The sequence below is a fragment of the Pseudomonas sp. MS19 genome (assembly GCF_013277615.1).
GTDB lineage: Bacteria > Pseudomonadota > Gammaproteobacteria > Pseudomonadales > Pseudomonadaceae > Aquipseudomonas > Aquipseudomonas marincola.
The window spans coordinates 86102-99871 of record NZ_VBTO01000013.1 but is presented as its reverse complement, the minus strand read 5'-3'; the positions used below and the strand labels follow the sequence as shown (position 1 = coordinate 99871).

Here is a 13770-nt window from a genome sequence, read left to right as displayed (position 1 = left end):
TGCATCTTCATCAACATGCCTCATGGCCAACTTAGCGCATTAGCCACAGCGCAGCAGATCAACTGCAGTCGTTAAGTCGATTTGCCTGCAAGCAATTAGTCATCGCCCGGTCACTTGCGCGGTTTGGCTCGCGCGGTGGGTTCAGCAACCAGTGGATCATCTGGCCAGTAATGTTTCGGGTAGCGACCCTTGAGGTCTTTTTTTACCTCGGCATAGGTGCTGGCCCAGAAGTTGGCAAGGTCCTGAGTGACCTGCACTGGCCTGCGCGCTGGCGACAGCAAATGCAATTTCACCACCTGCCTGCCACCGGCAATTCGCGGGGTATCGCTCAGGCCGAACAACTCCTGCAAACGCACCGCCAGTACGGGCGGCTGCTCGCTGTAATCAATGCGGATATTCGAGCCGGAAGGCACCCCGAGGGTTTTCGGCGCAAGTTCCTCAAGGCGTTGTGGCAACGGCCAGGGCAGCAAGGTCTGGAGCATGTTGTGCAGCTCCAGATTGGCGAAGTGACTGAGCCGGTTAACCTTGCCCAAATACGGCCCAAGCCATTCGGGCATGCGCTCAAGCAATGCAGCATCGCTGACATCCGGCCACTCGCTCTGCCCGTTGGCCTCAAGCTCAAGCGAGCGTAGCAGCGCAATTCGCGCCTGCCATTGGCGAAGCTCCGGCGTCCACGGCAAGAGTTCCAGACCTTTGCGGCGAACCAGATTGATCAGCGCGTTGGTTCTGGCTTGCGGGTCGAGCGCTGTCAGTGGCTCACGCGACACCACCAGTTCGCCAATCCGCGCCTGCCGCTCGGCGCGCAGCAGCCCTTCGCGCTCATCCCAGTCCAGCACATCGTGCTGGCTCACCAACTCACTGAGTTCGTGCTCGAACAATTGCTCATCCAACTCGGCTGCCAGATAGATACGCTCTTCGCGCTGGCCCTGGCGACTGCCAAGATCGGCGATGACCAGCCAGCTATGTTTCATCAACGCATCGGGCTCACTGAACAGCGCAGCACGCCCGTTAGCCAGTCGATACTCGGCCCCCGCCTCACGGCGCTGGCGGGCTATTCGGTCGGGATAGGCAAATGCCAACAATGCGCCCAGCCAGCGCGGGTGCTCGGGATCAGCCGGGGGATTGACCGCAGCGCGCCGCTGCAAATAGCCATGAAACTGTCGCGCCAGTTGCCGCGCACGACTAACGCCGCCCTGCGCGCCTCGCGCTGCACGCATCTCGCCAGCGAGCAAAGCCAGCCGACTGTGCAAATCGGCCCCCGCGCCACGCAAAATATCGCGTTCACCGAGCAGCGCCGCTACATTACACGCCAGCTTGGCCAATCCCAGCGCATGCCCGCGCAACAGTAAATGGGCAATTCGCGGGTGCGCCGGCAGTTCGGCCATGGCTTGACCCTGCGCCGTCAGCACGCCGTTCGCATCCAACGCATCAAGGCGTTGAAGCAGGTCGAGTGCTTGCGCATACGCTGCCGCTGGCGGCGGGTCCAGCCATACCAGCTCATCCGGCGTTACGCCCCAACGCACCAGTTGCAGGGCTACGCCCGCGAGATCCGCCTGAACGATTTCTGCCGCTGAATACGCCGCCAACTGCTCGTGTTGCGCCTGCGACCACAACCGATAACACGCGCCCGGCTCAAGGCGGCCAGCACGCCCAGCACGCTGAGTGGCCGAGGCTCGCGAAATACGCTGCGTTTGCAGGCGCGTCATGCCGCTGCCCGGATCGAACACCGGAACCCGCGCAAGTCCTGCATCTACAACCACGCGAACACCCTCAATGGTCAGGCTGGTCTCTGCAATATTGGTTGCCAGCACGACCTTACGCTGCCCTTTCGGGGCGGGCTCGATGGCGGCACGCTGGGCATTCAGGTCCAACTCACCGTGCAGCGGGCACACACGAATGTCTGCCTGTCCGGCCAGTGCTTGTTCCAGCTGCTCGCAAACCCGGCGTATCTCGGCCTGCCCCGGCAGAAAAACCAACACGCTGCCGGTCTCGTCAGTGAGCGCCTGCAATACAGTCTGCACCACCTTTGGTTCCAGCCATTCACCTGGCTGCGTGGCTTGCCCCCAACGGATATCCACAGGGAACATGCGCCCCTCGCTGCGCAGCACCGGCGCATTGTCGAGCACACTGGCCAGTCGCTCACCTTCGAGCGTGGCGGACATTAGCAGCACTTTTAGCGCGGGCTCGCCACTGTCTGCACCGCGAAACATCGAACGCCCGTTAAGCGTTAATGCCAGTGCCAGATCAGCATCGAGACTGCGCTCATGAAATTCGTCGAATATCACCAGGCCGACGCCTTCCAGCGCCGGATCATCTTGCAGACGCCGCGCCAGAATGCCTTCGGTGACCACCTCGATGCGCGTGCGCGGCCCCACTTTGCTGTCGAGGCGGATGCGGTAACCGACCGTTTCGCCCACCGCCTCTCCCAACTCGCTGGCTAAACGCTCCGCCGCTGCCCGCGCGGCCAAACGCCTGGGTTCAAGCATGATGATGGTTTGCCCTTGCAGCCAGGGCTCAGCCAGAACAGCCAAAGGCACCCGCGTGGTTTTACCCGCGCCGGGAGGCGCCTCAAGCACCACTTCGTGGCGCTCACGCAATGTCTGACAAAGGCTCGGCAGCAGGTCATCAATAGGCAGCGGCAGGGGCATGGCAACTCCAATCTGGGGCGGCGATTATAACGGTTAATCGGCCCACAGTTTTTGCCGTATTTCTACGCCACACCTACAATCCAGAAGCGCAGCGGGCCTACCCTTGGTATAGTTTCGCAACTTTTATCAGGAGATTTTGAATGCGTACGTCTACCCGTTTTATTGGCGGTGCTCTGGCTCTCTCCTTAATGACCCAGCTTGCGGCCTGCGGCACGTTGTTCTATCCAGATCGCCGTGGCCAGATCTCGGGCAAAGTGGATCCGGTTATTGTGGCGCTGGATGCCATCGGCATTCTGTTCTACGTGATACCGGGCCTGATCGCGTTTGGTATCGACTTTGCGACCGGCGCGATTTACCTGCCTAACGGCAAGACTGCTCAGGTCGATCCGGAGCAACTGCGTGGCGTGCTAGATGCTAACGGTGACATAGATCGTGCCGCCCTCAAGGCGCTGATCGAGACGCAAACCGGCACCAGCCTGCCGCTGGATGATCCGCGTCTGATCCAGAAAAGTGGCTCGATCCAGCAACTGGCCGCTTACGGCCTCGTTCCTGCTGCCTGATCAGAGCACGGCTATTGCGCTGCCCTTCCGCTCCCGGCGGGCAGCGCAACATCGCATCCCCGATAACATGACCAACACCCCAGCACGACTTGCTTGCCGCGCTCAACCGCACGCACTTGCCTGACTGCCGACCGAAGCGCACCATGCAACGCTTAACGTGCGGCGTATCGATGGCTAGCCTGCGTATTTGTTCCACTGATTCACCAAACGGAAAACAGATGGCCCCTTCACCGCAACATGCACGCCTGATGCGCCTCGCCAGCTTCGCCGCCCTCGCCCTCGCGCTCTCATTGGCCTTGGCCAAAGCCATTGCCTGGTGGTTGAGCGGCTCGGTCAGCTTGCTGGCCGGCCTGACTGATTCGTTACTGGACGGCGCCGCATCGCTGCTCAATCTGATTGCCGTGCATTACGCGTTGCGCCCCGCCGATGACGACCACCGCTACGGCCACGGTAAAGCCGAAGCCCTCGCCGGCTTGGGGCAGGCATTGTTCATTGGCGCGAGTGCTGTATTGGTTGGCGTGCAAGGCGTCGACCGTCTGCTCCATCCGCAACCTCTGCAAGCGGAAGCACTGGGCATCGCCGTGATGGTTTTGTCGCTGGTAATGACTATGGCGCTGCTGGTGTATCAGCGTTATGTGGTGAAGCTGACCGGCTCGACGGCGATCCACGCAGACTCGTTGCATTACCGCTCGGACTTACTGCTCAACAGCAGCATCTTGCTGGCCCTGTTTATTGCCAGCTTCGGCTTTGTGCAGGTGGATGCAATCTTCGCGATCGGCATCGCCTTCTACATTCTCTGGAGCGCCATCTCGATTGCCCGCGAAGCGGCAGCCGTGTTGATGGACAAAGAACTGTCACCGGAAATCAGCGAACACATGCATGAGCTGGCGTGCGCCGTACCGGGCGTGGTTGGTGCACACGACTTGCGCACCCGCATCTCCGGCACGCACTGGTTCGTGCAGCTCCACGCAGAGCTTCCGGGCAGTCTCAGCTTGTCGCAGGCGCACGCTATTTGCGATCAGGTTGAAGCGGCTATCTGCAAGGAATATCCACGCGCCGAAGTGCTGGTTCATGCCGACCCGCTGGAAGTGGTTAAGCCGTAATCCACTGATTACGGCTCCAGCCTGCTGCGCATCAACGGCGCTGATTGTCTGCCTCGACCCACGCCACAGCCGGCGCTCGCGGGGCACGCACCACCTGATATTGATGGCCCTTGCCGACCGGCTGATAGAACACGCCCGCCACCTGATAGTAACGCTCATGCCCCACTCGCACGATCTTCGCCTTGCCCGGCAGCGCATTCACGCGCAAGCCCGGTGGCGGGCTGATCAGCACATAGCGCCCGGCTTGCGGCCGATACCACTGCGTGCCAACGGTGTAATAGTCGTGACCGCCATAACGCACCTTTTGATAGCCGCGCGGTAATTTGGCGATGCCCTGATGCTTATCGCTAACGTGATGACTGGCTTCATAACGTGCCGGCTCATGCTTATCGTGGGCCTGCACCAGTGGCGACATGCTCAGCACCAGCAACGCTGCAATCTCAATCCATGCAATCCGCTTGTTCATCGCACTCACTCCAATCTGTAAGGACGATTAGAGTGTCTATCAACGTGCGTATAGGTGCGGTCAGGCCAATGTAAAGCAGAGGTAAATCCCAATCCGGCAGATCAGCCCAGATGACTCGATCGCTGCGCTAAATGGCGCCGGTGACCTCAGACAAAATCTTCTTCAACCTCGCTAATAACGAGGTACTGCAAGAATGTTTTACCTTCTGCATAGGCTTTGTTGGCTGAAGCGCTTTGCTCTAATAGCTCAGTACTTGGCTTTTCGTGCTGCTCACAAGGCAGTGGTTTTGACCACTCAACTACATCTTTTGGAAAACCGGTTCTAGGCAGCTTGTTGATCAAGTTGGAGATATGGCACGGTATTGTCCAACCGCTGCAAAACTGGATGACGACAAAACCGAAGAAGTACTTCAACCAGCTGTGATACTTGCGGTAGTCGTCGCGGCAGGAATAGAAGTATTCCACGCTACCCAGTTCAATCTGTTCATCTTCGGGCAGGAGCCTTAACAGTGCCGCTGGGCCGTGCTCCATGTAGGTACGAATAGCCTCCCACTCACTCATGGCCTGCGCAACATTTGAGGCCGCAACGCTGACCCACAGCACATCACCGCGACTTGCATCGCGCAAACCTATCTTGAGCAAGAACCGGGGAATGACTGCATATTCGGTGATTGTTTCGCCGACCGACACGCAGGCAATGACTTCTTCCCAAGGCACGAATCGAGCGCGCTGACCTCGTTTAGCAACGTAGGCTACAGCGCGCCGTTCTCGATTAAATCTTACAGGGGGGACTGAGCCTAGCTTGCGGATGGATACTAAGATGGTGCCAAGATAAAGTAATGCTAAAAAACCTAGAAATCCCCACAGATATGGATTGGTCTCGTTATAGGCCCAACTTAACCAAAAGGGTTCTTTAGCCCGCCTAATCCAAGCCGCTACTCCATTCCCCAAAAAAAAGAATAACTTCATAAAAACAACTGACCCAATCGCCCATCGGATCATAAATTCAAAGCTGCCGCGACCCATGACAAAGTCAGCATATGTCTCGTTCGCAGTGCGATATAACTCTCGGCTACTGAATGCGGCCATTCCTGTAGGAATAGGCTTAGGAGCCAGATACACCACTTCCTCAGTGAGTGTTTTTTCTGTATCTCCTGCATGCGGTAAACGCTGGTATTTACTCGCTGACATGCAGGTTCTCCACGCCAAAACTCATTGCACGTAAGCCTTTACCCACGGAGCCAGCCATACCTAGGGTTGATTTGCTGTGACCTTCCGGCATGTAATCCAGCGGGATTGCGTAGAATAAAAAATTATCGTCCTGATTAAGGGGGGTGCTGGCTAAACTTGGTTGGACAGCAACACGCAAATGAAGCCAAGTGGCCACGCCACACCAATGCTCCGGCACATCGAAACGCAGCACCAATGGCACAGTGCTAACAACACATAACTCGTTAATAATGGCCTCTGTGGCATCTTCAGGGGGTAGATTACCGCGCTGAAAGTCCATGCTTAAAGCCATTGGCTGTGCTTTCAAGCTTTCGGGGGTAACGCCGGGAAAGCACAGCAATAAGGGGCGCACACCACCTTGATCAGGGGCTTTGTCGAAGCCCTTATCGATTACTACAGGCTTTAACGTTGCCTCCGCCAAAGCTTGGGCATGCTCTTCCCATGTAGACCATTGCGCCTCGTTGCCCCAACAGCCGTTAAGCATCCAGCGCTGGGTATCATCAAGGTGATAGTAGTTATACAGCGCCTCACCCAAGACCTGCGCAACGGTTAGCCCGAGGCCCCAGGGCGTGGATCGCGCGAGAAAGCCGGTGAACCGCAACCCTCGGGTGCTCCACGCCAGGCTCATAACCCCAGCCCGATCAGCCGCAGATACGGAAACGACTTTCCAGCCGGTTACCGCCAGATCCCGCAATCCACGCAGGGTAATGGCGGTGCTCAAACTGGCATAGCCCATATCACCAGCGATAGCAATAGACGCTCCTACCTGTTCTCCTGTAGTGCCAGTTTTTATGGCTGTGATCCATTTATCGGCATGGTTCCATGCAGTAGCGATCGCACTGGTCATAAAGAGTGGCGCTATAACCATGCCAAGACCTAGCCCTAGACGCCCCATTTTCACAGCGAATAGCATGCCCGCTTTGTTGTCGTGAGCGCTTTGCAGAGTGCTAAATGCTGTATTTACAAGAGCGAGGTGGGCACCTTGGTAAATTGAAAGTGCGGATGCAGCGGGGGCCGCTAATGCGCCAAGAAAAACGACTTTTTCTTTCAGAGTGACTATTCCCGAAATCTGGCTGTAAGCCTCTATTGCATCCCCTAGCGACCACGACTGCCACAACATCAATCCCAACGGCAACCAACCACCCTTCAAAACCGACTTTGCCGCACCGCCCTCTCCATAGCCCTTCCAAGCACCACGTTGAATACGTCCAATTTCATCATCGAACATGGCTTTCTGTGCGGCAGTCAATTTAACTTTCAGCCCAAGAGCGCCTACAGCTGAGGCCGTATTGGTGGTGATGATGCTATCGCCCAACTGATTGGTTAAGGCAGTGCGTTGCTGGCGAACGAGAAAAATCTTGTTGTTGAGCAGCTGTTTTTCATGCAAGAAACTTCGTCTTATCTCAGCAGTGGAACTAAATTTTTTGCTTTGGTTTTTGGCAAAATTCCGCTCTTTTCGCAAAGAGTCTTCTTCACCCAGCAAGCGATTGAGCTCATTGAGCTTGAGCTTGAACTGCTTGATCTCTGCTTCGCTTGAGATCTGTAACGTGGCACCTTCTTGCTTAAGCGCAAGAAGCCCCGCCAAGCGCTGACCACGATTACTGTGGGTGTCGAGTTTTTCCAAATCTGCCGAAAGCCCAGGCGAATTGAGCTTGGTTTCTAAGTCGGCCATTGTTTGGTTTAGACGCAAAGCAATAGCCGGTGAGTAAGAGGCTGCGACCGCAATACTCAGTGAGCGTTCTTGAGGCGAGAGATGAAGGCTGTGCGTCCAATGTGAGCCCATCAGGGCTTCTACTCGGGTTATTTGCAGGTTAGCGCTTTCAATGCTTGCCCGCGCTTTGCGGGTATTGTCCAGCAGCTTGATCAATGTGGCTGCTTTACCGCCGAAAACACCGTTATATGCAGGAAGAATGTATTCGGGGTGCACGTGAAAATATTCACCCACCGCCTCCAGGCTCTCGCCAGTGCGGCACAAGTCACGCACGCAATTAAATTCGGTAGCGAGTTTGGCTTCGAACTGGGCGGACACGCTGGTATCAAAATACCAGGCACTGCGGTGGAACTCACCCGTGGTAAAAAGTAGCGTGCGGTCTTCAGTGATTAAATCCAGCCGCTGGGTCCAGCGCTTAATGCCGACACGTTCAGCCTCAAGATACTGATTCATCTCTTCATAACGCACGAGGTCATTGATGCCACGGGCGCCCAGGCCTTTTCCCTCCAGAGATGCATGGGTGCTGTCTTGCATGGCATCAATATCATCTTCCAACTCATCGTAGAGGGCGTCGCCGAGAGCGGCCTGCATGGCCTGTTTTTTGTTCTCCGCGGCCTCCTGCAGGATTTGAGTTTCCGGGCTCCCTTTTAACTGACCGCCAAGAGTGAATGCGGGGTACAGCACCTCCGATGTTTTACTGGCCTGGGTTTTCAGGTCATTAGTTGCATTGACGTAGTCGTACACCGACTGACGCTGCTGGGACGTAGTTTTGTTCTGGAAATTGTCACTGGCCCCTGCGCTTTGAACGTTCTGCTCACCGAGCACCATCAGGTTTTCAATGTAGCTTCCCACCATGTACTTGAGCTCGGTGTCTTCGTTGCTGCGCCAATCATCAATCCAACCCACCACTGTGTCTTGCTCTTGCGCGAGGTCGCGCAATACGCCGATGTTGTCTTCGAACACTAAGTACAAATGGTCGGTCTGATACGCACCTTGCAGCTGGTTTTTTACCGTGCCTATCTGGGTCTTCTGAAACAGTGTTTGATTCTCCCAAACGTAGTCTTGGCCTTCTTCTACGTTTGCACCTTCGGGTAAAGGCTCGGTACTTGTGGGCTCGGCAACTTCAGCAATCCACTGCTTGGCCTGGCGCTCGGTTAGCAGGTGCGTCGCGCCTGCGATAGGGTCGGCGCTGGAGAGATTAACCACCTGCATAAAGTGTTCACGCTCTTCAACGCTGCCTATCATTTGCGAGCACTTTCTAGCCGTCCACTGCACTTCGCTATATGCCACATGCAGACGACTTAGCCGCGGGAACAGCAAAATACTGTCGCCCTCACCGCCCTCACGTTGGTCTTGGCTGGCTTCGGTGCCTTGCCATAACCGTTTGGTAATCGCGCCGCCCGTTACGCTGTATTCATGCAGGTAGCCGGTGCTGTTATCGATGATATACAGCCAGCCATCGCGGATAAGGCGCACGCCCAACGGGCGGGACTTCAAGGTATACGGTGGTTTGATTGCACTGCTCGGATCAAGCCGCTCAACCAAGCCATAGCGCAAAGGCAAGAGCTGCACTTTTTCTTTCATTAACGGGCATTCAGCCATCGCAGACTTGGCATCGGTGGTGCGCGCATCCACATCATTGGGGTTCGTGTTACTCATGCCTGATCTCCTTGCCGCTGGGTGCGCTCGTAGGCGATACGAGCCGCTTTTTCAACGCGCTGTGATGGCGTTGCAGCAGAGGACGACGTGATCAGTTCTGCGATGTCTGGGTAATGTTGCAAGGCGTCATCACCCAGCAGCGCGAAAATATTGGCGTAGCGAAAAATATCGCGCTCGCTGTTGAAGCCGCGCTCATAGGCCTCATCAGCAAGGCCGCGCAGATGCTGCCAACGCTCAATCCTTGTTAGAGCGGTGCAGTACGCGGGGAAATGTGTTTGCAAATGCTTATCGAGATTGATCAGCACATTGCGAAAGCTCACCTCGCTGAGCAACTCCATTTGCGCTTCACTCAACGCATAGGGTTTGTCGTAGACGGGCGCTAAGGCCTCACTGGGCCGTTGATGTTGATTCCACAGGCGGGTGACTGGATCAAACATTACTGCCAGTTCAATCACCCCAAAAAAACGCAGATCACAGCGGCTGACGGCATCGGCAAACAGCGCATTAGCTACTGCGGGGTCAGCATGACGTAAAAAAACAGTGCTCCCTAGTGGATGCTTAACCGTTAACAGCCAACGTAAATGTTGTATCAACGTGGTTTTATCCGCACGGCTGAATATCAGATAGCCCCATTCATCCTCGAGGTTCTCGAAATAGGCTTGCATGGCCGCCTCATAAGGGCTGCTCAGGCGAATCAGGCACGGGGAAATGTCATGCAGCCCGGCAAGGCGCGTTTTTAAATAGAGAATCTCGATATCTGGGTCTGGGTACCAGGTATAGAGCTTGCCCAGAATGTCCGGGACACTGACACCATCCAAAAACAGGTAGGCTCCGCCCTGCCAAGGCAACGCCTGCGGAAGAGCAGGAAACTCACTCATTGCCATGCCCTTTCGTGCTGTGTGCAATTGCACCCAAAGCGCAACCAGGCAGTTGTTTAGCTGAGCGGTGTGTGAGGGGGAAGACAACTGAGATGCGCACTGTACAGGCGCAGGAAATCACGTTTAAGGATCTGCTGATGTTCATCGGGGTAGAACCTCTGAAGCTGCGCTGGAGCAGACTCAATATTTCAGTTCTGGCGAAAATATCAGCGATGCCTCGTGGCTATATGTAGGGCATTTCGGAACTAAGATATTGGCGCCGATAAAGCGCACCCTTTTTGCTCCATAACCTACACAAAGTTTTGGGTCAGTAACGCTTAGGGGATTGATACATCTGCCTAGCTTGGCGCTGGGCCGGCAAAGCGCCCACAAGAAAAAAGGGAGACCTTACGGCCTCCCTTCGGGAAATGTTGTCCTGTATTGGCAGTTTTGGTGCCTTTTCCTCGCCCGCCTGGTTGGGCAGTGCGGACCCGGCTGCCGTAACGACCCGGTGGGATCGGCGGCTACCGCTCACCTGATTGGGTGAGTCGGGGTGGACATGCTGTCCGGGCCTTGAAACTGAGGTAAATAATACGTGCAGGCGCGCAGCAGAGGATTGCGAATATTGCTCAAATAAAGCCTGCTTGCGCAATTTTTAACTAATAGCGCATTATTATCTGCACGAAGTTAATGAAAACGAGCCAATCATGAACAAACTTGATCGTTACGACCTGAATATCCTTGCCGAATTGCAGCGCGATGCAACGTTATCCAATCAGGATCTGGCCGAACGCATCGGCTTATCCCCATCACCTTGCTCGCGGCGGGTTAAGCAACTGGAGGATGACGGCTATATCGTCGGTCAGGTTGCCCTGCTCGACCGGCAGAAACTCGGCCTGAGTCTCACCGCTTATGTGCTGATCGGCATGGACAGGCACACGCCGGAACGCTTCGAGCACTTTCAGGAAGTGATCCGTAACTGTCCGGAAGTGCTGGAATGCAGCCTGGTAACGGGCATGGATGCCGACTATCAACTCAAAGTTGTGGTGCCAGACATGGACCACTATCAGAAACTACTACTCGGTACGCTGACCCGTATTGATGGAGTCTCCAGCGTGCGCTCAAGCTTTGTCCTGCAACAGGTGCTTTCCAGCACCCAATTGCCGCTGCAACACCTGCGCAGCTGAGCAAATCCGACTTACCAGCGGGGACTGACCGACGCACGATGCTGACGTATAATCGCCCGCGATTTGCAGTTCGGCATTGCGCCACACGATATAGAGGTCCGTATGGAACCCGAAGTTTTTGAAAGTTGGATGACCACCATTCTGGTCAGCGGCCTGATTTTGTTCATGGCCTTTATCGTCTGGGATCTGGCGAAGAAATCCAAGGCTGGCCGCTTTGGCAGCATGATTCTGTTTTTGGCGTTGGGCTTGGGCGTGCTTGGCTTTGTGATCAAGACGTTCGTGATCGCCGGCATGGAAATCGAAGGCGGCATGTAAGCCTGCCAGCATTCACCCGCCAGCCATTGGCGGGTGAATTCCTTGAAAACGCATTACAGCTTCGGATCAACTTCGCGCCATTGCCCCGGTTGCAGTTCTGCCAACCGCCACGGGCCAATCTGCACCCTGACCAAACGCAGCGTCGGCAATCCCACTGCCGCCGTCATTCGTCGCACCTGACGATTGCGCCCCTCGCGAATAATCAATTCCAGCCACGCCGTTGGCACGCTCTTGCGAAAACGCACCGGCGGATTACGCGGCCATAACTCGGGTTCTTCCAGCGCACGTACTTGCGCGGGCAGCGTGGGGCCATCGTTCAGCTCAACGCCATCGGCCAGTCGCTGGATCTGCTCGGCAGTTGGCTCGCCCTCAACCTGCACCCAATAGGTTTTCGCCAACTTGTGTTTAGGGTCGGCGATACGAGCCTGCAACTGCCCGTCATTGGTCAGCAGCAACAAACCTTCGCTGTCACGGTCCAACCTCCCAGCGGGATACACGCCGGGCACATCGACAAAGTCCTTGAGGGTGGCGCGGCCCTGATCATCATTGAACTGGGTCAGTACATCAAACGGCTTGTTGAGCAACAACAGGCGCGGCTCTGCCGGCGGCGCTTTGGCCACCCGACGCGGTGCAGACTTGTTGGCTGGACGGCGCGGCGCTTGTGGACGCGAGATACGAGGCATGCAAAAACTCATCAACAGTACGACATACAAGCCAGTGTAACCGAGGCAGCAGCCACATCATCATGGCAAATGATCAACCTTCACCTGTAGCTGCAAACGACTATGCTGAAACCGATTTGATTAGCCTGAGGACTTATACCCCATGAGCACACTCGACACATTCACCGGCTGGGCCGCCAAAGCGCCTGGCGCGCCACTGGAGCAATACGAGTACGACCCGGGTCCGCTCGGCGCAGAAGAGGTTGAGATTGCTGTTGAGTACTGCGGTATTTGTCACTCCGATCAATCAATGATCGACAACGAATGGGGCAATGCAAAATATCCATTCGTCCCGGGCCATGAAGCCGTTGGCACTGTGGTTCGTCTTGGCGAGCAGGCGCGCGGCCTGAAGCTGGGCCAGCGGGTTGGGATTGGCTGGCACAAATCCAGCTGCATGCACTGCGCGTCCTGCATGGACGGCGCGCACCAGCTCTGCCCGACCGTTAAACCCACCATCATCGGCGGCAATGGCGGCTTCGCCAACCGCATGCGCGCACATTGGGCCTGGGCAATTGCCCTGCCGGACAACCTCGATCCGAGCCTTGCGGGCCCGCTGTTCTGCGGCGGGTCCACGGTATTTGCACCGCTGCTGGAGCTGGGCGTTAAACCCACCGACAAAGTGGGTGTGGTTGGCATTGGCGGCCTCGGCCATCTGGCTCTGCAATTTCTCAATGCTTGGGGCTGTGAGGTCACGGCGTTTACCTCATCTCTGAACAAGCAGGATGAAGCCAAGCGGCTCGGCGCACACAAGGTTGTTGCCTCGACCGACAGTGCGGCAATGAAAGCAATCACCGCCAGCCTCGATTTTCTGATGATCACCGCCAGCGCCGATCTCGACTGGAACGCACTGATGGCAACGTTGCGCGGCAAGGGTCGGCTGCATTTTGTGGGAATCGTGCCAAGCGCAATCCCGGTGCATGTGTTCAACCTGATTCCGCGCCAACGCAGTATTTCCGGCTCACCGGTTGGCTCGCCAGCGATCATGGCGCAGATGCTTGAGTTCTGCGCCCGCCATCAGATTCTGCCGCAGGTCGAGCACTTCCCCATGAGTGAAACCAACGCCGCCATTCAACATCTGCGCGACGGCAAAGCCCGCTACCGTGTGGTGCTCGACGCTAGCAAGTAAGGCTCAAAGCCACACAACAAGGCGCCGCTCTGGCGCCTTGTGCATCCCAACTTCACGCTCATAAATTCGCCTCCCCGGCTGAGCAACAGGCAAGAGTCGCCCGCGCCGACTAGACTGCAAATGCGCCAGAGCCGGGAGTTTCGCCCTGACGAGTAGATGGATTTTATTCGGGGTGGGGCGAGATGCG

General features: G+C 56.4%; 11 protein-coding genes. 5 read left to right on the top strand and 6 right to left on the bottom strand.

Translation table 11 applies throughout. The annotated features are described in order from the left end of the window. Positions 1-110 precede the first annotated feature (110 nt). The gene (gene hrpB, locus FEZ62_RS13775) at positions 111-2648 is read right to left on the bottom strand and encodes an ATP-dependent helicase HrpB (RefSeq protein ID WP_172928235.1); all 2538 of its coding nucleotides are present in this window, start codon (positions 2646-2648) and stop codon (positions 111-113) included. A gap of 140 nt (positions 2649-2788) precedes the next feature. On the opposite strand from hrpB, the gene FEZ62_RS13770 reads away from it, so the two are divergent. Both FEZ62_RS13770 and FEZ62_RS13765 read left to right on the top strand, forming a co-directional pair. After that, positions 2789-3208: a polyribonucleotide nucleotidyltransferase gene (locus FEZ62_RS13770; protein ID WP_172928233.1), complete on the top strand. Its 420-nt coding sequence runs from the start codon at positions 2789-2791 to the stop codon at positions 3206-3208. Positions 3209-3426: 218 nt separating this feature from the next. Beyond that, positions 3427-4311, top strand: coding sequence for a cation diffusion facilitator family transporter (locus tag FEZ62_RS13765; protein WP_090509140.1), 885 nt, complete (start codon positions 3427-3429; stop codon positions 4309-4311). Positions 4312-4342: 31 nt separating this feature from the next. Here the strand turns inward: FEZ62_RS13765 and FEZ62_RS13760 are convergent, their stop codons facing one another. The 4 genes from FEZ62_RS13760 to FEZ62_RS13745 form a co-directional block, all read right to left on the bottom strand. Next, positions 4343-4777, bottom strand: coding sequence for a DUF6515 family protein (locus FEZ62_RS13760; RefSeq protein WP_172928231.1), 435 nt, complete (start codon positions 4775-4777; stop codon positions 4343-4345). A 146-nt stretch (positions 4778-4923) separates the two neighbouring features. Further along, entirely contained in the window at positions 4924-5967 is a 1044-nt protein-coding gene (locus FEZ62_RS13755; RefSeq protein WP_172928229.1) for a hypothetical protein, read from the bottom strand. Continuing rightward, complete coding sequence (locus FEZ62_RS13750; RefSeq protein WP_172928226.1) at positions 5954-9376, bottom strand: toxin VasX; 3423 nt, start codon at positions 9374-9376, stop codon at positions 5954-5956. Before FEZ62_RS13750 ends, FEZ62_RS13755 begins: the two co-directional genes overlap by 14 nt. Further along, positions 9373-10254: a DUF4123 domain-containing protein gene (locus FEZ62_RS13745; RefSeq protein ID WP_172928224.1), complete on the bottom strand. Its 882-nt coding sequence runs from the start codon at positions 10252-10254 to the stop codon at positions 9373-9375. Before FEZ62_RS13745 ends, FEZ62_RS13750 begins: the two co-directional genes overlap by 4 nt. A gap of 686 nt (positions 10255-10940) precedes the next feature. Between FEZ62_RS13745 and FEZ62_RS13740 the strand changes: the two genes are divergently transcribed. Together FEZ62_RS13740 and FEZ62_RS13735 are read left to right on the top strand one after the other, a co-directional pair. Beyond that, positions 10941-11420 carry an Lrp/AsnC family transcriptional regulator gene (locus FEZ62_RS13740; protein WP_069900780.1) on the top strand — a complete coding sequence of 160 codons (480 nt, stop codon included), beginning with the start codon at positions 10941-10943 and terminating at the stop codon, positions 11418-11420. Between the two features lie 102 nt (positions 11421-11522). Next, the gene (locus FEZ62_RS13735; protein ID WP_069900779.1) at positions 11523-11735 is read left to right on the top strand and encodes a DUF2788 domain-containing protein; all 213 of its coding nucleotides are present in this window, start codon (positions 11523-11525) and stop codon (positions 11733-11735) included. A gap of 53 nt (positions 11736-11788) precedes the next feature. Here the strand turns inward: FEZ62_RS13735 and FEZ62_RS13730 are convergent, their stop codons facing one another. Beyond that, positions 11789-12355: a pseudouridine synthase gene (locus tag FEZ62_RS13730; RefSeq protein ID WP_170827777.1), complete on the bottom strand. Its 567-nt coding sequence runs from the start codon at positions 12353-12355 to the stop codon at positions 11789-11791. Positions 12356-12560: 205 nt separating this feature from the next. Between FEZ62_RS13730 and FEZ62_RS13725 the strand changes: the two genes are divergently transcribed. Then, positions 12561-13583, top strand: coding sequence for an NAD(P)-dependent alcohol dehydrogenase (locus FEZ62_RS13725; RefSeq protein ID WP_150547528.1), 1023 nt, complete (start codon positions 12561-12563; stop codon positions 13581-13583). Positions 13584-13770: the final 187 nt, after the last annotated feature.

Coding starts and splice junctions, on each gene's coding strand:
- FEZ62_RS13735 (WP_069900779.1), top strand. CDS start 11,523: ATGGAACCCGAAGTTTTTGAAAGTTGGATGACCACCATTCTGGTCAGC.
- FEZ62_RS13765 (WP_090509140.1), top strand. CDS start 3,427: ATGGCCCCTTCACCGCAACATGCACGCCTGATGCGCCTCGCCAGCTTC.
- FEZ62_RS13770 (WP_172928233.1), top strand. CDS start 2,789: ATGCGTACGTCTACCCGTTTTATTGGCGGTGCTCTGGCTCTCTCCTTA.
- FEZ62_RS13750 (WP_172928226.1), bottom strand. CDS start 9,376: ATGAGTAACACGAACCCCAATGATGTGGATGCGCGCACCACCGATGCC.
- hrpB (WP_172928235.1), bottom strand. CDS start 2,648: ATGCCCCTGCCGCTGCCTATTGATGACCTGCTGCCGAGCCTTTGTCAG.
- FEZ62_RS13760 (WP_172928231.1), bottom strand. CDS start 4,777: ATGAACAAGCGGATTGCATGGATTGAGATTGCAGCGTTGCTGGTGCTG.
- FEZ62_RS13725 (WP_150547528.1), top strand. CDS start 12,561: ATGAGCACACTCGACACATTCACCGGCTGGGCCGCCAAAGCGCCTGGC.
- FEZ62_RS13740 (WP_069900780.1), top strand. CDS start 10,941: ATGAACAAACTTGATCGTTACGACCTGAATATCCTTGCCGAATTGCAG.
- FEZ62_RS13745 (WP_172928224.1), bottom strand. CDS start 10,254: ATGAGTGAGTTTCCTGCTCTTCCGCAGGCGTTGCCTTGGCAGGGCGGA.
- FEZ62_RS13755 (WP_172928229.1), bottom strand. CDS start 5,967: ATGTCAGCGAGTAAATACCAGCGTTTACCGCATGCAGGAGATACAGAA.